General features: G+C 39.9%; 13 protein-coding genes. 8 read left to right on the top strand and 5 right to left on the bottom strand.

Features of this window, described 5'->3' with window-relative positions:
- Positions 1-38: 38 nt before the first annotated feature.
- Positions 39-6,002, bottom strand: a complete 5,964-nt coding sequence (locus NSTC745_RS26190) for a translocation/assembly module TamB domain-containing protein (protein WP_445633591.1) — start codon at positions 6,000-6,002, stop codon at positions 39-41.
- Between the two features lie 272 nt (positions 6,003-6,274).
- On the opposite strand from NSTC745_RS26190, the gene NSTC745_RS26185 reads away from it, so the two are divergent.
- The 8 genes from NSTC745_RS26185 to NSTC745_RS26150 all read left to right on the top strand — a co-directional run bounded on the left by NSTC745_RS26185 (position 6,275) and on the right by NSTC745_RS26150 (position 19,137).
- Positions 6,275-6,691: a DUF3110 domain-containing protein gene (locus NSTC745_RS26185; RefSeq protein WP_445633590.1), complete on the top strand. Its 417-nt coding sequence runs from the start codon at positions 6,275-6,277 to the stop codon at positions 6,689-6,691.
- 88 nt (positions 6,692-6,779) lie between these two features.
- Positions 6,780-7,706, top strand: a complete 927-nt coding sequence (gene murQ, locus NSTC745_RS26180) for an N-acetylmuramic acid 6-phosphate etherase (protein ID WP_445633589.1) — start codon at positions 6,780-6,782, stop codon at positions 7,704-7,706.
- Positions 7,707-8,328: 622 nt separating this feature from the next.
- Positions 8,329-9,540, top strand: coding sequence for a response regulator (locus NSTC745_RS26175; RefSeq protein ID WP_445633588.1), 1,212 nt, complete (start codon positions 8,329-8,331; stop codon positions 9,538-9,540).
- 1,132 nt (positions 9,541-10,672) lie between these two features.
- Positions 10,673-11,038, top strand: a complete 366-nt coding sequence (locus NSTC745_RS26170) for a response regulator transcription factor (protein ID WP_096540184.1) — start codon at positions 10,673-10,675, stop codon at positions 11,036-11,038.
- Between the two features lie 118 nt (positions 11,039-11,156).
- Positions 11,157-11,630 carry a chemotaxis protein CheW gene (locus tag NSTC745_RS26165; protein WP_445633587.1) on the top strand — a complete coding sequence of 158 codons (474 nt, stop codon included), beginning with the start codon at positions 11,157-11,159 and terminating at the stop codon, positions 11,628-11,630.
- 84 nt (positions 11,631-11,714) lie between these two features.
- Positions 11,715-15,023, top strand: a complete 3,309-nt coding sequence (locus tag NSTC745_RS26160) for a GAF domain-containing protein (RefSeq protein ID WP_445633586.1) — start codon at positions 11,715-11,717, stop codon at positions 15,021-15,023.
- 40 nt (positions 15,024-15,063) lie between these two features.
- Positions 15,064-15,453, top strand: coding sequence for a four helix bundle protein (locus NSTC745_RS26155; protein WP_445633585.1), 390 nt, complete (start codon positions 15,064-15,066; stop codon positions 15,451-15,453).
- A 99-nt stretch (positions 15,454-15,552) separates the two neighbouring features.
- The gene (locus tag NSTC745_RS26150) at positions 15,553-19,137 is read left to right on the top strand and encodes a response regulator (RefSeq protein WP_445633584.1); all 3,585 of its coding nucleotides are present in this window, start codon (positions 15,553-15,555) and stop codon (positions 19,135-19,137) included.
- Between the two features lie 123 nt (positions 19,138-19,260).
- Here the strand turns inward: NSTC745_RS26150 and NSTC745_RS26145 are convergent, their stop codons facing one another.
- From NSTC745_RS26145 to NSTC745_RS26130, 4 genes are all read right to left on the bottom strand, one after another.
- A complete protein-coding gene (locus NSTC745_RS26145; protein WP_445633583.1) occupies positions 19,261-19,986 on the bottom strand; it encodes a Uma2 family endonuclease in 726 nt (241 codons plus the stop codon).
- A gap of 54 nt (positions 19,987-20,040) precedes the next feature.
- Positions 20,041-20,928: an ABC transporter permease gene (locus tag NSTC745_RS26140; protein ID WP_445638687.1), complete on the bottom strand. Its 888-nt coding sequence runs from the start codon at positions 20,926-20,928 to the stop codon at positions 20,041-20,043.
- 49 nt (positions 20,929-20,977) lie between these two features.
- Entirely contained in the window at positions 20,978-22,063 is a 1,086-nt protein-coding gene (locus tag NSTC745_RS26135) for an ABC transporter substrate-binding protein (protein WP_445633582.1), read from the bottom strand.
- Positions 22,064-22,721: 658 nt separating this feature from the next.
- The gene (locus NSTC745_RS26130) at positions 22,722-23,384 is read right to left on the bottom strand and encodes a Uma2 family endonuclease (protein WP_445633581.1); all 663 of its coding nucleotides are present in this window, start codon (positions 23,382-23,384) and stop codon (positions 22,722-22,724) included.

Raw genomic sequence — 23,384 nt, 5'->3', positions numbered from 1 at the left:
TTATAAATAGGCTCTAATAGGGGCTAGCGATAATTAAACTAAAACCGTGTTTGATACTCCACTACGGCACGACTATCATCTGTTAAATTAGTGGAAGCACGGACACGAAATTCATCGTTTATCCGGTAATTAAGCCCCCATTGGAAGGGGTCATTTGTTGTTAAAATTTTGATGCTAGAAAAGGATATCTTAGAAGTAATATCAACTCCAGCTTCGGCTGCTAATTCCAAAGTTGAATTGCTTCTTCCCGCTTCAGGATTTTCAGAGATAATTGTAGGAAATATCCGCAGTTCGCTTAAACCAAAGGTATTACCAATCTGGTTAAAAGTTGATTGAAAATTGTTGAAGACTGCTGAACCTGCGATGTTAATTAGACCCAAAGTACTGTCAGCACGTCCTTGGGTATCTACAAACCCACCTCCCAAAAGAGCAACAATTTCGGTTTGACTGCGTGATGGGCTGCTGGTAAGTTCTAGATTTTCATTTAGCTTACTGGCGAGACCGTTAATAGTAGCTTCGACTCGAACGCTTTCTAAGCCTGATAAACCTGTGGTGTTTATTCGGCTGAAATCATTACTTTGAGTTACATCTAGTACCTTAGCAAACAGCCGAATATCTAAGTCAGGATCGCGGGGTTGGGAGGGACTAAAAGTTGCAGTGTGTTTATAGCCGCGAACAAGGTTAAATTGGGTAGTAAATAAATTTACGCCACCTTTTTCTAATTGGATAGTACCATCGGGTACGGGCTGATTGATTGAGCCATTGACTATGAGATTACCACTGGCGCGGAAGCTAAGAATAGGTGGACGGGTAATTTGGACGTTTTTACCTAGTTCTAAATCTAGATTATTAAATCTGGCGATACCTGAGGGTAAGGCTGGAATTTCCTTTTGATTCTGCTTATTAGCTTTTGTAGATGATAAGCCAAGACCGCTATCAGTTGCAGATGTATCGGTGTCGGTAGATTCTGCTAGCAATACCTGACCGTCAAACAAATCTACTCTACCGCCAATTAAAGGGTTGAGAGCAGAACCTGTAATCTGCAAATTACCGCTAGCGCCTCCTTGGTAAAGTCCTTTAAGATTCAATGCTAGCTGTTCGAGATTAATGGTTAGAGGATTGTTGATAGTCGCTTTCTCATTGTTAAAGATGGGAATTTCTCCAGCAACTTCTACCTTTCCTCTGCTAAATCTACCCTGAAGATTTTCTACTAAGATGCGGTCAAAATTAAACAGCACTTTACCTGTAACGCGTCTGAGTTTACCTGGCAAAGCTTGGGCTGAAAAAGTTGCATTATTAACAGTGGCAATTCCATCTACCTCTGGTTGTTGCAATGTTCCGCGTACTTTCAGGTCTACTTGTCCTTCACCTTTTTCAAACATCACTTGATTAGTCAATGCGTTTAACAGTCCTAATCCTTCGTTTTCTAACTTCATGTCCAAACTGATTTGGTCGCTGTCTGGTGCCACCGTTGCAAAAGGCAATTTATAAGGTATGCTGCCAGTAATATCCACAGGTTGCGGGCCGTTAACTGCAACAGTACTACCAAAGTTTAAGCGTCCGTTGGCATAGCTGAAACTTGCGGTTGCTAACTGTATCGGGTTCTGATTCAATGTTCCTTCTGTAATTTGTAATTCCCCTCTGGCTTGGGGATTTCCAATACTGCCTGCTAAAGCTGCTGTAGCGTTCACATTACCTGTAATGCCAACTGGCAATTTCACAAAATTATTCAAGACTTGTACGGGAAAATTATTCACCCGCAATTGACCAGATTGTTCATCACCACCAATGTTACCTGTGAAGGCAATCAGCCTGTTTTGAGATTCGATGCGTAAAGGTCGCAAACTCAAAACACCATTTTCAAAGTTGCCTTCGGCAATCAATTTTTCAGCAGTATAATAACGACTGCGTTCTTCCTTTTTACCCCAGGCAAAGTTTTCTCCATTCAAATTAAATTGCACTGCCAATCCATTGCTAGTAGCTGTATCTAGAGCTACTTCACCGTTGAAAGTGCCTTTTAAGTCAGCTAAATCGGGTATGGGACTGGAATCAAGTCGCTGTTGTTCCTCTTCTGCTACCAAAGCTTCGATTTCAGAAAATCGCTGGAGTTGGTTCAATAAAGGCTCATTTGACCAGCCTTGGGGGTTAGTGGTCAGATCCGCTGCTGTGCCGTAGTTCTGGTCTGAACCACCTTGTAAATCCTGTAAATCAAATATCTGGGCTACAGCCAGAACGTCTTCAATTTTGCCCTGGTTGACATTGAGTTTACCTTTTAGTTGGGGGCCTTGAGCGGTTTGAGCAAAAGTACCAACGGCAGCATAACTACTGTTACCTTTGATAAATTGGCTACTAGCTATAGTGGCGTTACCATTACTGTAACGGAATTGAGCCGCTAAACGATCGCCCTTTAATCGTCCAATTTCTGGGTTGGCGATCGCTAAATTTCCGTTTGTTGCAAATGTCTCTTGATTAAAAACTAAATCCCCTGTTAATAATCCAGCTATTTTTCCAGTACCGAGACGAGTACTTGGTGGCGGTGTTAAATTCAATATTTGTAAGGGAAAGCTGGCGACTTTGACCGTCCAATCATTTCCTCGAACATTACCCGATGCCGATGCTTCCTGCCATTGTACTAAAAATGATGAAGGGCGATTATTGGCATCGAAATTGAAAGCAAGGCGATCGCGATTTCCTGCTAAATTTAAACTCGACCCGCGTCCCTGTGCTGTGTTGATATTTCCACTTAACAGCGGCTCAAAGGCAATATCTTGAACAACGAAGTCTCGTAAATTAATTTGTCCGACTACATTTGGCAAAGGTAGCTTGCCAGTGACTTGTCCGTTAAAATCTATTCTCCCTGCCACCGCAACCTGATTGGGAAGATTCACGGGTAACTGTTTTAAGTCGTAATTCTCGGCTTGGATATTCAGATTTAGGGCAGTAATTTCCGGTATGCCCGATCGCTTGGCGTTGGCTAATATGCTACCAGTAACATTTAAACCGGGAGCAGTTGCTTGCTCAATGGTCAGCCTTTCACCATTCCAAGCGATCGCAGCTGTCAGCGGTCGCTCAAGACCTGGGAGACCTTGGGATAACTGCACCTGTCCAGCAGCACGCACATCAGCTAATTGAGACGACGCCAACGTGCCAGCTAATTGCAACTTGCCGCCAAATCGACCGCGCAATTGTTGATTTAACCGATTTAATTCCACACCGGAAGCATCAATAATTCCTTGATAGCGACCATTTGCTACTTGAATATTAGAAGCTGCGATCGTTCCGCCAGCAACATTGATTTGTCCCTGGCCAACGGCTTGGATTGTTTGCGGTTGAAAGGACTCAACAGAACCCGCGACGCTTACTTGACCAGTTAGGGTTCCTCGCAATTGTGGTGGTACTGCTGCTAACTGCTGCAACGGTACGTTACTTGCCCGTACTTGTGCTTGGTATACACCATTACCTACTTGGATATTAGAAGCTGCGATCGTTCCACTGCCAACATTTATCCGTGCTTGGCCGTTGGCTTGGATTGCTTTTGGTTCAAAAGAATCAACTAATCCCGCAACGTTGAACTGACCAGTTAACGCACCTTGAAACTGTGGTGGTACTGCTGCCAACTGGCGCACAGGTACATTGTTAGCCTGGATTTGCGCTTGGTATGCACCATTAACAAGTTGGATATTAGAGGCTGTAATTATTCCCCGTCCAACATTTATCCGTGCTTGACCGCTGGCTTGAATGGCTTGCGGTTGGAAAGACTCCACAGAACCCGCCACATCTACTTCACCACTTAACCTACCTTGAAACTGCTTTGGTACTGCTGCCAACTGCTGCACAGGTACATTCTTCGCCTGGACTTGCGCCTGATATAAACCATCAACAAGTTGGATATTTTTTGCTGTAACCGTACCACCGCCAATTGTGAGACGACCTTCACCACTGCCACGCAGAGTTTTCAAGCTGAAATTATCTGTGTTGCCTGCGATTTGGAACGTACCCGCCAAAGGATTATTTAAAGCTGGGGGGGACTGTTTCAATATTTGTCCCAGCCGCACATTATTAGCTACAAGTTGAGCAGAGAAATTTTGGTCTTGGAGTTGGATATTAGAAACTGCAACTGTGCCACCGCCAATGTTTACTGCTGCACCTTCAGTGCGAATCGTGGCAATTTCAAATGGTGCTGTGCTGCCTGAGAGGATCAGACGGCCATTAAACTGTGCCCCTGCCAAAGAGACATTTTGCAGTTGATTTGTATCTACAAAACGTTGCACCTGCACCCCAGAGGCCACAGCAACAGCTTGCCAACGCTCATTGGCGTAACTACCAGTAGCCCTAACTTTACCACCACCAACATTCAGAGCGACATTGCGGAAAGAGACGGTACGATTGGGAGCGATCGCCACTTCCCCAGTTCCCGGATAAGTTCCGTTAGGCGCTTGGAACTGTACCACAGTCTGGACATTGTTACCACCGCCAAATAGTTGGGCTGTAGCGGAGAGATTACCAATTTGAAAAGCAGGTGTTGTATCGTAAACTTTAGCGATCGCATCCCCTGGAACATTCTTAGCCGCAAAATTCAAATCCAATCGCGGATTTTTACCAATTGCAATTGTGCCAGCCCCTGTAATCTGACCGCCGACTTTCGCAAACCCTTGAATATCTTTGAGAGTAATTAAAGAAGAACTAGTAACAAGCTGAAATTTACTACTAATACTATTAAAATCGAGCTTGTCAATCCGGGCTGTTTGGATCGTGGCAACTTTGCCTGAGAGAATTGGCTCTTTAGTCGATCCAGTAATCTGTAAATCTGCTTGTACTTGCCCAGCTACTGGTACGGGTAGTTTTACCTTGAGAGTTTCTTGGGCATTGGCCAAACTCACCGCATTTACACGTGCTGCCAAGTTGAAGCCTGCTTGAGTGTCAATGACTCCCTTAGCGACTAAGGGAATTTTACCATAATTGCTAGTAACATTATCTAACTGCAATTGGGTTCCCTGGAAACGGAGGTTTCCTTGGCTATTACTCAACACTTGCGGCACTTTTGGCAATTCAACAGTTACCCCTGCAACAGCAGCACTGCCAAACAATAAAGTCGGCTGTTGCGGTGTCAACTGGACTAACAAGTCACCATTGACTCGACCCGCTTGTAAATTCACTGGTAACTCAATCAGCCGAGTAATATCCGCAGCCAGGAAATCTTGTACTCGCAACTGCAAATTTCCTGCTAATGCCTTAGAACGGGTCTCTCCCTGAATAGAAATATTGCCACCACTGTCTGCTTGACCCCGGACTTCCAACCGGATCAGCTGGTTATTTGCTAAAAGTTGGGCAGAGCCGCTCAGGTCGGAAAATGATACGGGAGACTGTTGACTAGTGATTGGAGGCTGGGAGTTATTCGCCTTGTTTGTTTGTCTTTTCTCCTCCCTGCCCCCTGCCCCCTGCTCCTCTGCCCCTCTGCCCCTCTGCTCCCCATCCCTCTTCTGCGGCATTAATGCCAACTTGGCATTGCGAAACCGCAGTTTATCCAAATCAGTTTTAATGACGCCGGGTTCGCCTGACGATGCGATTTCGGTGGAAACCCAGCGCCCTTGGTCATCCTGTTCGATGAAAATATCTGGATTCACCAAGGTAACATCTAGCTTCAGGTGGCGGTTAAAAATTAACTGCAAGAGGTCAAAAGTCACCTCCACAGCTTCAACTGTGGCTCGATCTGGATCTGTGGGTGTAGCGGGGATATTTGATGCACCAAACTGCACTCCTGTCAAGGAAAATTGCGTGACTCTTCCGAGTTGGACTGGACGGTTGAGTGTTGTAGTGAGACTTTGTTGTGCCAAAGGCGTTAACTCTTTTTGGACAAAAATCCACAACCGCCAAATACCGCCGACAATTCCAATCAGCAAAAGTCCTCCCAAAGCAATGCCACCGCGACTCAAAACCAGCGACCACGAACGCTTACGAATAGGAGAGAGGGAGTAACGATCTTGATTGGGAGATTTAGTCATTTCCTTTCACTGTACTAATTGCCGGATGCAGCGAGGACGCACAAGCATTAACTGGCACATTGATTGAGTATGCCATTTCCAGGATACGTTAACTAAACCCAAGACTTCATGGGTTAAGTTACGGCATTTGCTCAATCCAATACTTATGCTGAATTATGTTAGCGCTTTCAGGAAAATCCCAAGAAAGTGAAAATTGTAAATGTGACTTTCCCGGATGCACAACCTAGAACTTTAATATAAATAGATCTAGATCTGAAAATAATAGATAATTTATGCGTGTTTTTGTGTTAATGTTTAATGCTCGAACAGAAAATGAGGGAATTCACACAATTCGGAAGGGCGATCGCAATACAATTCTGATGTTCGAGTCAGAAGACGACGCCACGCGCTATGCCCTGATGCTGGAAGCTCAAGATTTCCCGACACCTACACCAGAGGCGATCGATGCTGAGGAAATCCAAGAATTTTGCGAAAGTGCCGGATATGACTGGGAAATCGTCACAGAAAACAGTAACTCAGTTGTCACCCCTCCAGAAGTTAACGTTGAAGAAACCGACTGGCAACCAGATGACCAGAAAGAGGATATTCCTGAGGATTTCTTGGATTCTAAGCAGCAGCCACCAGAAGACCCAGAATTGTCTGATTCTGAATTAGACAAAATTCGTCGCCAATTGGAAGGATTATTGTAATTTGGTATGGAGCATGGGCCAAACAGGGCATAAGGCATTGGGCATTGGACTAATGACTAATGACTAATGACTAATAACAAGGGGACAAATGACAAACTTACAGGAACGCGGGCATCTTTTAACCGAACTAGTAAATCCTAACAGTCTGAACCTAGACCAGCTGAGTTCTCTGGAATTGGTTGAGCTGTTTAATAACGAAGATCGAAAGGCAGTCGCGGCAGTTGCAGCGGCGAAAGTTGAGTTGGCACAGGCCATTGAACGCACCGCAGAGCGTTTGCACCAAGGAGGACGCTTATTTTATGTTGGTGCAGGTACAAGTGGTAGGCTAGGGGTATTAGATGCTGCGGAGTGTCCCCCTACTTTTTGTACGCCTCCAGAGTTGGTACAGGGAATTATTGCTGGTGGTGCTGGGGCGCTGGTACGCAGTTCTGAGGATTTAGAAGACAGCATCGAAGATGGTGAAACTGCGATCGCCGGACGCCACATTACACAGTTAGATGTAGTAGTTGGTATCACAGCCGGTGGAACAACACCATACGTTCACGGTGCCCTGAATGCGGCTCGTCAGCGGGGAGCCGCTACTATTTTTATCGCCTGTGTTCCAGCCGAACAAGTTAGCTTTGATGCTGATATTGACATTCGCCTATTAACAGGGCCAGAAATCGTTGCTGGTTCAACTCGCCTCAAAGCTGGTACAGCTACAAAATTAGCTTTAAATATCCTTTCCACTGGGGTGATGGTCAAGCTGGGTAAAGTTTACGGCAATCGCATGGTGGATGTGGCGGTGACAAATCAAAAGCTACGCGATCGCGCTTTGCGAATCTTACAAGACCTCACAGGTTTAAGCCGCGAAGCTGCTGGTTTTTTATTAGAACGTAGTGGCAAGTGGGTAAAGCTAGCTCTATTAATGCACTGGACTGGTTTAGAAAAAGAAGAGGGCGATCGGCTTCTTTCTCAACACCAAGGTAATCTCAGAGCAGCTGTTGTCAGCCACAAAAACCACAATCACCCCTGATAATTGCTGTATACTAACAGCTAGCAGCACTCTTAATAATCCGACAGCGGGCACTGTTTACAAAGTGAAAATCAGGGTTTGACCGAACCGTAAGCAGTGCTCACTCCATAACGCTGGATTGCTTTTCTAATTGTTAGAATAGCTACCAAATATCAGCGACAAACTAACATCGATCGCAGACTTTTTATAAGATATTAATATTTGTTTATTTTAGTAAATCTTTATTATTATATTTTCTTGATAATCAGAATCAATATGAAAAATATCTGGATAGAAACTCCTATTGTGTTGAAAAAGAATTCAGAACTTGTACGGATATGTTTTATTGTAATAATCATTAAAATAAACTATTGATAGTGAAATAAATTTAGTGATGTAGGCTATAGCAACTCAATTAAGTGATGAAATATTAGCATAAAAACCAAGTATGGCGATCGTAAAGATCTGCTAGATAAATCATTTACTACCAATACTGTTACTATATTCCTTGTTCTCCTTGTTTTTAATAATTTTGATTTAGTCTGCTATGTAATAAATATATTTGCATTTATTAACATATCTACTGACCGCTATACAGCTAGTGTGGGTTTTTCAACTAGCTTTTTAATAAAAGGAACAAAATATGGCCCAGTCGGAATTAATGGTTTCAAATAACTTAGTGAATGAATTTAAAACTTGTACTCAACTACAATACAATGGCAAATTAAATATTAAAAGTTCAAAGGGCAGCCAATGGACTTTTTACTATCGCTTAGGACGCATAGTTTGGGCAACAGGGGGAACTCATCCCTTTCGGCGCTGGCGTAGACATATGGTTCAAAATTGTCCCCAGATTGACGTTGATAAATTACAGGTGCGCTCCCAAGACGTATCAATAGATTACTGGGATTATCGCCTAATAGAAATCTTGCATAAAAAACAAAAAATCCAGAGGGAACAGCTTCAGTCTATTGCTGAAAAGACCATAGCAGAACTATTATTTGACTTAGCTCTGCAAGCAAATTTCGCTTCTATTTCTTGTAATCGCAGCCAAGAGATTATTTTAGAAACACCAATAAATTTCACGAGTGCAGAAATGTCTGTCAAACATATGCTAGACTCGTGGAAAATGTGGTCAGAAGCTGGTTTAGCAAATTTTTCTCCTGACTTGGCACCTGTTTTGCGACGACCAGAACAACTCCAGCAAATAGTGAGTCCATCTGTCTACAAAAACTTTGTCAATTTCATCAACGGTAAATTTACTCTGCGAGATTTAGCCGTGAAAATGAAGCAAAGTGTACTACCACTAAGCCGTTCGCTGCTTCCTTATATTCTTAAAGGAATCATTGAATTGGTGGAAGTACCTGACTTACCTTTACTAGCGAGTGAAGTCAACAATAAAGGTGTCGTCCCACAACCAAAGAAGCCAAATGTTCCACTAGTAGCCTGCGTAGATGATAGTCCGCAGGTTTGTAAAATGCTGGAGGAAATTATTACTTCTAATGGACTAAGATTTGTCAAAATTGAAGATGCAGTACAAGCTCTACCAACTCTGATTCAACACAAACCAGACTTGATTTTCTTAGATTTGATTATGCCAGTCGCTAGTGGTTATGAAATCTGCACTCAGTTGCGACGAATATCTGCCTTCGGCAATACGCCAGTGATTATATTAACAGGCAGCGATGGTCTTTTAGATAGAGTTCGTGCCAAGGTGGTCGGTTCTACAGATTTTCTCACTAAACCTGTAGTGGCTGATAAGGTAATGGGTATAGTACGAAAATATTTACCGACACCGAGTGTATCCATTGACAAAAATAAATCTAATGCAGAGGTTTTTAATCAAGCAAGTTAGTAATTTTTCTTAATGATTAACTGCCAGATTGTTTAATTTACTCAAAAATTTGATTTTTCAACATTAGAACGTTAATTTTGGCTAACCATAACAAAAATTTTTACCAACAATAGATTTGTGATTCTCAGTGATAATTCAATAGACCTCTTGCAAAAGTTACTTTTGCACTCTTGTGGGAAAAGGGGAAAGGTTAAAGGTTAAAGGTTTTTTCTTATTCCTTTTCCCTTTCCCCCCACCCCTTATCCCCTTCAGGGGCCCCACCTTCCCCTTTTCCCGACTTCTGCAAGAAGTCTAATACAGTTCAGTTAAGACTCGATCCTCCCTAACCCTCCTTAAAAAGGAGGGAACTAAGCCCCCTAATTTATCGGGGGGTTGGGGGGATCTTCTGGAGCTAAATACCGTTAACTCAACCGTATTTAGTGATAATTAACTTACTGGAGTGATAAATAAAAAATCTGAATCCATAATTTAAGATAGATAATTAGGTGTAGTTTGAAACTGCATCTAATTTTTTTATATATTGATATTATTTTTACCTAAAGTCTTAATGTTGAGATTACCCCTTTGAAGGATATAAATTTCATTACAAATGATGTCAAATTAAGGAAGTGCATAAATTAAATTTCAAAGCCAGATATCAAGGCTATTTAGTTTTAAATCTCGTCTTATGCTGCATCAAAATTTTAGTAGATACTTTAATTAAATTATTTATGCATATCTCTAGATAATGTGAATTTTCATTTCTGGCTTATTGACGAATAAAATTATTTTATGTTTCCAGAAAAAGTATCAAATTATGTTTGTTACGTACTTTTTCTGATGTTGATATATAAAGCTTGAATCAAAATTAGATAAATACAAGTTTTTGTATTTATAGCAATTCTATTTGGGTTGTGAAATATTGGTTGGAACAAAGAGATTAGTATACGATCTAGCCACTTCCATATCTTTGTTTGCAAATCCTATAGGATTTGTATGTTTAATTTGGCTATGCCAGTGTTAGATTTTCGGTTGAGCTAAAAATCTAAAATCTTTAAGTTATGCCCTCAGAATGGGTGTAATAAATCTAAAATGTTTTGCTTCATAGTTCAGTTGTATTTACATCCTGAGAAAGATCTAATAGGTAGTTGCCATGAATACTGTTTTAGTTGTTGAAGATGGCTTAACTGATATGGAAATAATCAGCCGTTACTTACAACAGGCAGGTTATTCTGTGATTAGTGCCACAAGTAGTGAAGAAGCTCAAGACAAAATCGATAAAAATAAGCCTGATTTAATATTTCTTGATGTAATTTTACCAGGTAAAAGTGGCTTTGAAATTTGCCGCGAACTGAAAAATAACCCCAATACCAGCAAAATTCCTGTGGTTTTTTGTTCTACAAAAAATAGTGATGTAGATAAAATCTGGGGTAATATGCTAGGTGCTGAAGGCTATTTATCCAAGCCAGTCGATCGAGAGGAATTACTAGGAATTCTCAAACGATTAATTAATAATTAATTTTCCTACTCCAACCATAATAAAAGTCACTATTTTCGATCTATCGCTTATACAAGCTTAAACTGTAAATGTAAATAGTGGCTGAATAAAAAATATCAATTACAAAGGATTGCTAACTTTGGAAACCAAGAAAAAATTTTTAAGTTTTAATTTGGGAATAAAGGATACAGCCGTAATTTCTTTAGAACACATCACAGAAGTCGTACAAGTATCATTACCAGAAATATGTGGGGTTCCTGAGATGCCGAATTCCGTTTTAGGTATCTATAACTGGCGTGGTGAGATGCTTTGGTTAGTAGATTTAGACGCAATGTTAGGTTATCCTCCAATTTCACAAAGGTCAAATTTGCTATCAAAAATGATGGCGATTGTTTTAAAAAATGAAAGTAAGTATTTGGGGTTATTAGTCAGACAACTTATCGATATTGAATGGCTGGATACTAACCAAATCAAACCTCCGAGTGACGAATTATTTTATCCCAAAATTTCGCCTTTTTTGCATGGTTATTTTATCAATGATGCAAAGGAGATGATGTTTAATTTGGATGCAATAACACTTATCCAAGCTCCTATGTGGGGAATTCAAAATTAACAACTTTGTAACAAAAAAATCCCAAATAGATTTGACATTCCAATTATTCAATTATCAGTCCTGAAAACTTTTGAGGTAACTTCAATGACATTTTTGTATCACAATAACTCTGAAAACGAGCGTTTAATTCCTGAAGTAGAAAACCAGAATGGTAGCCCTAGTGTAGCCAATATTGCTAGCGATGAAATTTCTTTATTAAATGCGATCGCTCAAGAATTTAAAACTTGGCGTAGACAGTTGCATGACATTGCAATTCATCTGCGACAAGCTACTGATTTTAATACTTTACTTAAAATTACTGTAACACAAATTAGAGAAAAAACTGGCTGCGATCGCGCTTTGATTTATCAGTTTAATTCCCTAGAATCAGGTAATGTATTAGCAGAATCTCGAACGCTAGGGTGGACGCCGACTTTAGGCGAAAATATTCCTGGGATTGTTTTTGGTTTATATACTAATCAAGACTATTTAGAGTCTGTAGCTATTGATGATACCAGTCAGATACAACTAACGCCCCATCAAAAGCAACTGCTAGAAAAATATCAAATCAAAGCCAGTTTGGCTTTACCAATTTTAGTAGAAGGTAAAGTTTGGGGATTATTAGCAGTAAATAATTGCTCCTCTCCCAGGCAATGGCAAGAGGGTGAAATTAGCTTACTTTATCAAATTGCCAGAGAACTAACCTACAGATTGCATAACTTTGAATTTGAAAAAAAACTGCAACAGCAAACACAAGCCAAGAAATCAGCAGCTAAAGTCATCGATAAGATTTTGCGGATATCAAATGTTGATAAACTTTTTCAAGCAACCACTCAGGAAATCCGCCAATTATTAAAATGCGATCGCGTAGGTGTTTATCGCTTTAGACCTGACTGGAGTGGCGAATTTGTCTCGGAATCAGTGGGTAATAATTGGGTAAAGATGGTAGGCCCTGATTTTAATATGGTTTGGGAAGATACTCACTTGCAAGAAACCCAAGGAGGACGTTACGCCAAAGGTGAAACTTTTGTAGTTAAAGATATTTATCAAATGGGACACGCTCAATGTCACATTGATATTTTAGAGCAATTTCAAATGATGGCTTATATCATTGCACCCATATTTTCTGGAGAAAAATTATGGGGCTTGCTGGCAGCTTATCAAAATTCTGGCCCTCGTGATTGGCAACCTTGGGAAGAAAGCTTTTTAACTCAGATTGGTTTGCAATTTGGCGTGGCTATTACCCAAGGAGAATATCTCGAACAAGTACAGACAAAATCAGAGCAACTTTCTCAGATAATTGAACAAGAAAAAACTGTAACAAAGACAGTCAACCGCATTCGACAATCCTTAGATATAGAAAGCGTTTTTAAAACAACTACTCAAGAAGTACGGCAATTATTAAAATGCGATCGCGTTGTAGTTTTTCGCTTTAATCCTAATTGGAGTGGTGAATTTGTCGCCGAGTCAGTGGGTAATGCTTGGACAAAATTAGTAGGCCCCGGTATTAAAACTATTTGGGCAGATACCTACATGCAAGAAAGCCAGGGAGGGCGATATACCAGAGGTGAGAGCTTTGTTGCTCATGATATCTATGAAGTAGGTCATTCTCCTTGCCATGTTGAGATGTTAGAGCAATTTGAAGTTAGAGCTTATGCCATTGTTCCTGTATTTTCTGGAGAAAAATTGTGGGGATTATTAGCAGCTTATCAAAACTCCGGGCCTCGTGATTGGCAAACTTGGGAAGCCAACTTTTTAGTGCAGATTGGCTTGCAATTTGGTGTAGCAATATCGCAAGCAGAATATATGGAGCAACTGCGAGTGAAATCTCAACAATTGTCTCAATTTGCCGAACAAGAGAAAGCAGTGACCAAGATAGTTAACCGCATTCGACAATCTTTAGATATAGAAGAAATATTTAAAATAGCTACTCATGAAGTACGGCAATTATTAAGATGCGATCGCGTCGGTGTCTATCGCTTTCAACCTAACTGGAGTGGTGAATTTGTAGCTGAATCAGTGGGTCATAATTGGGTAAAACTCGTAGGCCCTGACATCAAAACTGTTTGGGAAGATACCCATTTACAAGAAACCCAAGGAGGTCGATATGCCCAAGGTGAAAACTTTATCGTCAATGACATCTATAAAGTAGGCCATTCTCCTTGCCATATTGAAATTTTAGAACAGTTTGAAGTTAAAGCTTATGCGATCGTTCCTGTATTTATAGGGGAACAATTGTGGGGCTTGCTAGCAGCTTATCAAAATTCCGCAGCTCGTAATTGGGAACAATCGCAAGTCAGTTTGTTAGCACGCATTGGCAGCCAGTTCGGGCTAGCATTACAACAAACTGAATACTTGCAACAGCTACAAGCACAGTCAACAAAATTAGCAGAAGCAGCAGCACGGGAAAAAGCAGCTAAGGAATTACTCCAACAAAGATCGATTCAACTTCTGACGGCGCTAAGACCAGCCCTCAACGGTGATTTAACAGTACGCGCACCGATTACAGAAGATGAATTAGGCACCATCGCAGATGCCTACAACAATACCCTACAAGCGCTACGGCAAATAGTTATTCAGGTACAGGCAGCAGCCCAAAAAGTTGCCCAAACTTCCAGCAATAGCGATGCTTCGCTAACGGGGCTGACCAATTCAGCGCAACACCAATCTGAAGAACTTAGCGCAGCTTTGGGTGACATTAAACAGATGGTTGACTCTACTCAAGCTGTGGTGGCGAACGCCCAGTTGGTGCAAGTTGCAGTACAACAAGCCAATCAAACTGTAGAGTCTGGCGATACAGCGATGAACTTGACTGTCAAAGCAATTCAAGGAATTCGTGAAACCGTCGCCCAAACCAGCAAAAAGATTAAACGTCTGAGTGAATCCTCGCAAAAAATCTCCAAAGTCGTGAATTTGATTGGTAATTTTGCCACACAGACAAACGTTTTAGCTTTGAATGCAGCTATTGAAGCCACCCGCGCCGGTGAATATGGCAAAGGCTTTGCAGTTGTAGCTGATGAAGTGCGTTCTCTATCTCGCCAGTCAGCAGCAGCAACCATCGAAATTGAAAAATTAGTCCAAGAGATTCAAACAGAAACTGGAGAAGTTGCAGTCGCAATGGAAACTGGCATTCAGCAGGTAGTGGAAGGCACAAATCTAGTAAGTGAAACTCGCCAAAACTTAAATGCGATCGTTTCTGCAACTGCTGAAATTAGCCAATTAATCGAGCAAATTACCGCAGCAACTCAACAACAAATGACCCAATCTGTAACAGTAACTGCATCAATGCAAGATGTTGCCCAGATTGCCAATAAAACTTTTGCAGAATCTCAAGAAATTGCTACTGTCTTTCAAGAATTATCAGGTATGGCGCAAGAGTTATTAACTACTGCAAGTAAATTCAAAGTGAATTAACTAGTGAATAGTGAGTGGGAAGTGGGGAGTAGGGGGAGTAATGAAAAATTGTAAAATTCGCTCTTATAAAGATTTAATAGTTTGGCAAGAAGGCATGAATTTAGCTGAAGCTTGCTATCAATTAACGATTACATTTTCAAGAGAAGAACTTTATGGAATGACTTCACAGATTTGTCGAGCAGCTGCATCAATCCCAGCAAATGTAGCTGAAGGTTATGGACGAGAGTATCGCACAGAATACATAAAGTTTCTCCGAATAGCACAAGGTTCTCTCAAAGAGTTAGAAACTTACTTATTACTATCAGCTAGAGATAAAGTGAGACTTACTGATACCGAAGCAGTCAACCCAATTTTAATGCAATGTGAATCCCTAGGAAGACTACTCCGCGCTCTGATTCGTTCTCTAGATAATAAGGAGAGCAAGGAATAGGGAATAGGGAGTAGGGAATTTGAATCTTAGCCACTCCCAACTCCCCACTCCCAACTCCCCACTCCCCACTCCCCACTCCTCACTCCCAATTCCCTCATTATGATTACCGACACTTCAATTCGCGAACAAGGATACATTTATTTTCTGGCAGAAGCCCCGGAATTAGTACAGATTATTGAACAAGAATTATTTAGCTTATCTGAAGACTATAGCATTGCAAAAATTCATAATTTAATGCGGGCTACCCATACGCTCAAAGGTGGTGCTGCTAATGTTGGGCTGGAACTGATTAAGACGATCGCCCATTTTTTAGAAGATGTATTTAAGGCTTTATATAACCCAAATGTAGTTATTGACGATGAATTACAGACATTAATAATTAAAGCTTATGAATGTTTGAGCATAGCATTAAATACTGAGCTAATCGGAAGTACTGTTAATGATGAAGAATTACTCCAACGCTCAAGTTCAGTTTTTGCACAGCTGCAAGAAAAACTGGGCGACGCGTTTGGGGCTGAGACTCATATTCCTACTTCTGAGGAATTGGGATTTGATATTGTACAGTCTGTTTTTGAAGTGGGAGTACAGCAACGCCTAAATAGTATTACTGAAGCTATTAATCATCTATCCAATAATGCCGAATTTATTGAATTTTTACAATCTCAAGCTGAGGTATTTCTTGGCTTAGCAGAATCTCTAAATTTACCTGGATTGGGTGAAATTTCTCAAGCAATTATGTCAGCGCTGCAAGCAAATCCCACCCAGGTAAAGCAAATTGCAGAAATCGCCCTTGCAGATTTGCAACAAGCACAAAAATCGGTATTAGCAGGCGATCGCACTTCTGGCGGACAAGCTTCTCTCAGTTTGCAACAACTCACAAAAGTCGCAAATAATGAAGCTTCTGGAGAATTAGAAAATAATTCGTTTTCTGAGACGATTATCTTTAACGAAGAACAATTCTATCAGTTCTTAACTACATCAGATAACAATAAAGATGAATCCGTTAAACCAACAACTGCCAAGTTTTATTTAAAAGTTATTCGCTACATTTTTGGCTGGTTTAATCACGATATGGAAATACCAGAGTCAGAACTTACTTTGGCTTTACTAGTTCCGAAATTACCTGAAAAAAATCTGCTAAATTATGTTGAAAATTGGCTGGCAAAATTTCTAGCTTTTGTCCAAGAGGAAGAAGATAGCCAAAGTCTTTGCATTTATCGTAATGGTATCATTTTAATTATTTTGTTTGCAGTTGCAAAATTTCAATACTATATTGATAAATCTGACAATTATCTTACTGTAGTCAAAATCTTGCAAAACAAGATTTATAAATTAGCAAAAGAATATAAAAACTATCCCCCTGTAACTAGTAAAGAAAAAAATTGGCTTGATAGTCCTAAGTTACAAAGCCTGCTAGTTCTTAAAGAAGCATCTAAGTCTGCATCTTCTCAAACCAGCGATAACCTTCTAGAAGTAATATGGGGAGAAGAAGCCGACCAAAACGTTACTGCTGAAGTTCCAGCTACCAAAACTGAGAATTCTTTGAAACAGATAGATATTCCACAAGCAGTTATTGAACCTATTGCTGATTCATCTCAACCAATTAACCACCAAATAGAAGAGAGATCGCAACATTCCCAAAATAAAAATTCTCGTCAACCTTCTTTTATTCGAGTAGACACAGATAAATTACAAAACCTGAATTATTTAGCAGGAGAATTGCTGATTTCCGAAAAACGGCGGGCTTTGCAAGACGAACAAATCCAAGAAATAATTGAGCGATTAATGCAGCGACTCGCTAAACAACAAATAATTTTAAATGAATTACGCGATTTACCATTACAAATGCAAAATTTTGGTTCGCAACAAACACCAAATTTTGCCGTCAATTTTGACTCTCTGGAAATGGATGTGTATACAGAATTTCAGATGACATTGCATGAAGCAATAGAAGAGTCGCTGCAACTTCAAGAAACCACAGAGTCTCTTGACTTGCTTGTGACCCAAGCTGCCCAAATCACTGGTAGTAAAGAAAATTTAACTCTAAATATTATAGATAATTTAGTAGAAGCACGAATGTTGCCTTTGGGCAATATCTTGAATCGTTTTCCTCACATGGTGAATAAGTTGGGGAATGTTTATGCCAAACTCGTAGAATTAAAACTTTGTGGAACAGAAGTACTAGTTGATAAAGCGATCGCTGAAAAACTCTACGATCCCTTGTTACACTTAGTACGTAATGCTTTTGACCACGGTATTGAACCTCCGCACATTCGCCGAGAGTTGAACAAACCAGAACGAGGTTTAATTGAAATCTGCGCCTATCATCAAGGTAGCCAAACTGTTATCGAAATTCGGGATGATGGACAGGGATTAAATTTAGAAAGTATTCGCAGAAAAGCTGTTGAACTTTATCACATCCAAACTGAAGACAAAGCTAAAAGCTATGCTTATAATCTAACGGAACCTGAACTTTTAGATTTGATATTTTCACCAGGATTTTCCACTGCTAATAAAGTGAGTGAAATCTCTGGACGCGGTATGGGTTTAGATATTGTCCGTACTCAGATGAACGCACTCAATGGTTCAGTTTCAGTTGAATCTTTACCCAAGCAAGGAACAACATTTCTACTCAAAATTCCTTTTTCTATGACTACTGAAAAACTAATGCTAGTTCAAGCTAGAGGTATTGTTTATGGCTTGCTTTTGGACAGAATAGAAAAAATATTGATTCCTACTGATGAGCAGTTCAAAGAAATTGAAGGGAAAAAAGTTTTGCATTGGAATGTAGGCGAGGATGAGACGATGGTCAGCCTGCGTCAGCTTTCAGAGTTGCTTTCTTATCATGGTTCGTTATTTAATAATCCTACTCCATACAGCACATCAAATAATCACGATGCAAATATAAATAAAAATCCTGTGCTTTTGCTGCGGAGAAATCAAGGGCTGTTTGCTTTAGAAGTTGACCAAATAATTGGCGAACAAGAACTAGTAATCAGACCTTTAGGAAATGCCATCGCTCCACCAAAATATATTTATGGTTGTAGTAGCTTAGCTAATGGTAACCTCATTTTAGTGATTGATGCTTCATTGCTGCTATCAGGCGATATCCAACAAAAAACGCTTGATGTTATCGGGTTACCAACAACCTCTTGGGCAAATAAAAAATCTTTGCCAATATCATCAAAACAAACTTTTTCTCCTACACCATTACAAGATACTGATACTACAGAAACCCAATCTAGCTATCCTCCAGACTCCAATAATCCAACGCCAAAAGTTATCTTAGTAGTAGATGATGCCATTAGTCTGCGCCAAACTATTTCTTTAACTTTGCAAAAATCTGGCTATCAAGTAATACAAGCTCAAAATGGTGTAGAAGCTTTAGAAAAGTTACAGTTACATCCAGAAATTGAAGTTGTTATCTCAGATTTAGAGATGCCAAGAATGAATGGTTTTGAATTTTTGAGTAATTTACGCCAACATCCAAATTTTGCCAAAATTCCTGTAGTGATTCTCACTTCTCGCAGCGCTGAGAAACATCGCCAGCTAGCGAAAGAGTTGGGTGCAAATGTTTACTTGACTAAGCCTTATTTAGAGCATGAGTTTCTCTCAAAAATAAAAAATTTAATTCATAGCACCACAGATGATTTGAATCATTTAGTTATGGTGGCAAATCATTAAATTAATCTGATTTTAATTAGGAGCTATTAGTAAGTTATGAGTAGGAGGTGAAAAGTGATACCAGATTGTGGAGACAAGCATTGTCTACCTATCAAGTGTATCAATCGTTGAAATGCGATCGCCTTAATTACCAGGTAGATTATTTGGATCTACACCTAGAGAACGTAAATACTCGGCTAACTGTTCAGCCCTTATTCGTTCTTGTTCGGCCCTTATTCGTTCTTGTTGTGCTTGTTCTGCGTCTGTCAAATAACGATTTCCTCGCTCGTCATACCAAGATAAAAACTCTTGTTGTATCCCGGCAATTACAGCTTGGTGTCGTCCAATACCTAAGCCAATTTCTGGCATGAAATAAGGTTCGCCTATTTGTAGTTGGTAGTTTCCATCTATCAATTTATACACTTCAAATGGTTGATGTTGGTCGCGCCGCCAAAACTCAGGATTGTAAATTACGTAGTACAATACAGCGAGGTTTTTATATATATCTAGCTTTTCCTCGTATTCACCTCCTGGGGTGTGAGATACCATTTCTAATATCAGTATTGGAACTACCCAATTTTCCTCCCAAACAGCGTAACTTTTGCGAGATTTACCACCTTTTTTTCGTTCTACTCCCAGGCTCAAAAAAGCATCTGGAACTACAGGAACTCTAGGATGTACTCCTGTGGTGTGGTAGACTCCCATATCTACCCCAAAGTACCAATCCATACGATTTGCCCAAATCGAGTTGAGCAAGAAAAGTAAAATGTTGGGCAAAAAATTTTGGTCTTCGTTATCCACTGGTGTATCGTCTGAACAGGGAAGTTCGTCAGTAGTTGGTAATGCATTTTTGAGATCGGGTGAAAGCATAACCTTTGTCTCGCTGGCGTTCGATGCACTTATTATAAGTGAATGATGAAAAGTTTAACGTTTTGGTGTAGCTTCACCAAACTTAATTAAAAGAGCGATCGCAATACTCACCAGTAAAATTAACGTCATACTTAAAGCTGAACCAAATCCCCAATTTTGAGTCGCTCCCAGAAACTGGTTATAAACTAATCGCGCCGCTGTCATACTAGAAGCACCACCAAGTAATTCTGGGTCGGTAAAATCTCCCAAACCTGTGATAAATACAAGCATGGAACCAGCTGCAATTCCTGGAAAAATTTGGGGTATAGTTACTTTGAAAAAAGCTTCCACCGGATTTGCACCTAAATCTGCTGCTGCTTCTAATAAACGCTTATCTAGCTTTTCCAAAGAAGCATATAAAATTAAAACCATATAGGGTAATAGGCTGTAACTCATACCAATTAATACAGCCGTACTTGTATTCAGCAATTCCAAAGTAGGCAAACTGAAATAACTCAATAAACTATTCAATAAACCACTAGGACGAAGAATTGTAATCCAAGCATAGGAACGCAATAATGAAGAAGTCCACAAAGGCAAAACAAAGCCTAAAATCAGCAAATTTCGCCACCGCTTCGGTGCAACCACAGCAATCCAATAGGCCACAGGGAAGCCTAAAATTAAACAAATGCTTGTAGTGCCAAAAGCTAAAAATAGCGATCGCAGGATTACTTGTAAGTAAAGAGGGTCGAATATTCGGATATAGTTTTTGAATCCATTGGGATTAACTACATCTCCCGGCCGAATGTCTGCAACCAAACTTAACTCAAAAATTATTAAACTTGGCAGCACCAACAAAAGTAATAACCAAATTCCTGACGGTGCAAGTAACACTAAAGGTTGCAGCCAACTTCTTCGCTGACTATGGAATTCATCTTTTTGCAAAAGATCGTTGTTTTCAATATTTATCACTCTTAACTCCCAACTCCTAACTCTTAACTCCCAACTCTATTTAACTACTAGTTAATTGAGTCCAGTAGCGTTCATAAACGTCTTCAAATTCTCCTACAGGACTGATTCGCTCGCAATTTGCTAAAAGTGACTCTGGGGGAAACAAATTAGAATTGTTTTGTATTCGTTTTGGCAATTGCTCGAATCCCGCACTATTAGGTGTAGCAATATTTAGACGTTGACTGATTTGGGCTGCTACTTCTGGTTGTAAAATCATATTAATCCAAGCGTAGGCTCCAGCTAAATTAGGGGCTGTTTTAGGAATTATAATAGTGTCTGTCCATAATGAAGAACCGCTGCGGGGAATCACATATTTGAATTTAGGATTTTCTTTAGAGATTTTCACCGCATCTGCTGAATAACACATTGCTAAAACTAAATCTCCTCCGAGAATTTGATTTTGCCAAGCATCTGTATCGAAAGCAGCGATCGCAGGTTTTAGCACTTTCAATTTATCATAAGCTTGTTTGATTTCTGATTCGTTTTTAGAGTTATAAGAATAACCTAACATTCGCAATACTGCACCCATAACTTCTCGCACATCATTGAGCAAAGTCATGCGCTTATTAAGTTTGTCTTGGTTTTGCCAAAGATAATCCCAATCTTCTGGAGTATCTTGGAGTTTTTCAGAATTATAAATAAAACCTGTTGTACCCCAATTAAAAGGAATACTATAACGGTTATTGGGGTCATATATAGGATTAGAAAAGCGGGGAAATAAATTTTCTAGACCAATTAAGCGATCGCGATCTATCTCTGTTAATAAACCTTTATCTACCATCTTCTGTACCATATAATCAGATGGGTAGATAATGCTGTAAGCGCTACCGCCTCCAGCTTGCAACTTAGCCAGCATCACATCGTTAGAATCATACACATCCGCCAGCACTTTCATGCCAGTTTGAGTACTAAAAGTTTTTAGTAATTGTTTGTCGGTATATTGCGTCCAAGTATAAATATAAAGTTGGTCGCTTCGACCAGAAGTATTAGAATTAGCACGTACTTGAGCTAGCCTCCAACCGCAACTCGTTAAAGACAAGCTAGAAAGTGCTGCTACTCCTTTTAAAAATTGTCGTCTTTTAGTCATTCGTCTTCTATAAGAAAGTTAGTATTGGCTGGTTGTTAAAGCATTGATAGCCACCTCAGCCAGTCCAAAAAACACTCTAGAGTACTGGAATTAAAAACAAGTCAGCCGATATTATAACCGTGCTAACGCAGTTTAACTGTATATTATTATTAGTAATTTTTATTACATTAGTATACTATGTGTTTCCATCTAGTTCTGGAAAACAGAACTCAGGTTTGGCTAGGAAACTTGGCTTATGGGTGCAAAGCTTTGAATTTGAAGTTGTAACGGTGAATTTACAGGGTAGCGTCACCAACCGCAGCAACTGAGAAGCAAAATACTTTCTCGAAGGCTTGAGGAATAACGTCAGTCTGGAAATGGTGCAGATACCGCCAGGAACTTTTACCATCTAAAGAAAACGTGAGTTGGAATGATGCAATAGAATTTTGTAAAAAATTGAGCTAGAAGATGGGATGTACTTAGAGATTACTTAACGCTATAGAAGATAAAAACATTCTGAACTCTAACAGGATGTTTGAAAAGTCTTATTGTAAGTAGTAAAACATTTTAGATCTCCCTAAATTCCTCTTAATAAGAGGGACTTTGATTCTGCTTCCCCCCTTTTTAAGGGGTGTAGTGGGGGGATCTATAAGTGCCTAAAATTACAGCCGATCGCTTTTCAAACAACCTCTAAAATAATTAATCGTATTTGCTTTCTCAACCAAGAGCGAAATGCTCTCATCGCTGTATTTCTGCCATCAGTTTTACTTCGTTTTAAATATTCAGGAATCGCTTGATAAATAGGTAGACTATGAAAAATTCGGCTATTATTAGATTCTATATATTTTCCATTAGTCAGTACATTAATTTCTAATTTATTACCATTCGAGCGCCATAATTCTGGAACTCCTAATAGTTGATAATTATTAAAACGAGTGCGGGAGGTAATATCAATTTCGATTGCTAAATCTGGAGGCGGATCGACTGTTAAATCAATTCTATCCTTACCTCTAACAGCTGCTTCATTTTCGATATAAAAGCAATCATCCGGTTCTACCCCAGCATCCATTTTTTCTTGGTCAAAAGTTGTAGACCCCAAACTCCAAAATTCAATATCGAGTTCTTCTAGGATCGCTTTTAGTAAGTCTCCAATAAGAACTTTAGCTACCTCATGCTCTGGTAATGGAGCCATTATTTCCAGCACTCCTTGACTGTAAGATATGCGAGAACTACGATTTTCACCCAATTCTGCCAAAATATTTTTGTATTCTGACCAGGATATACCCTTAATCAACAACTGATGACCTACAGGTACAATTAGTTGCTTGAGTTCAAGTAACAT

The sequence above is a fragment of the Nostoc sp. DSM 114161 genome (assembly GCF_052692665.1).
Note: the sequence above shows the minus strand (reverse complement) of the source record. Positions and strands in the feature narration are given on the sequence as shown.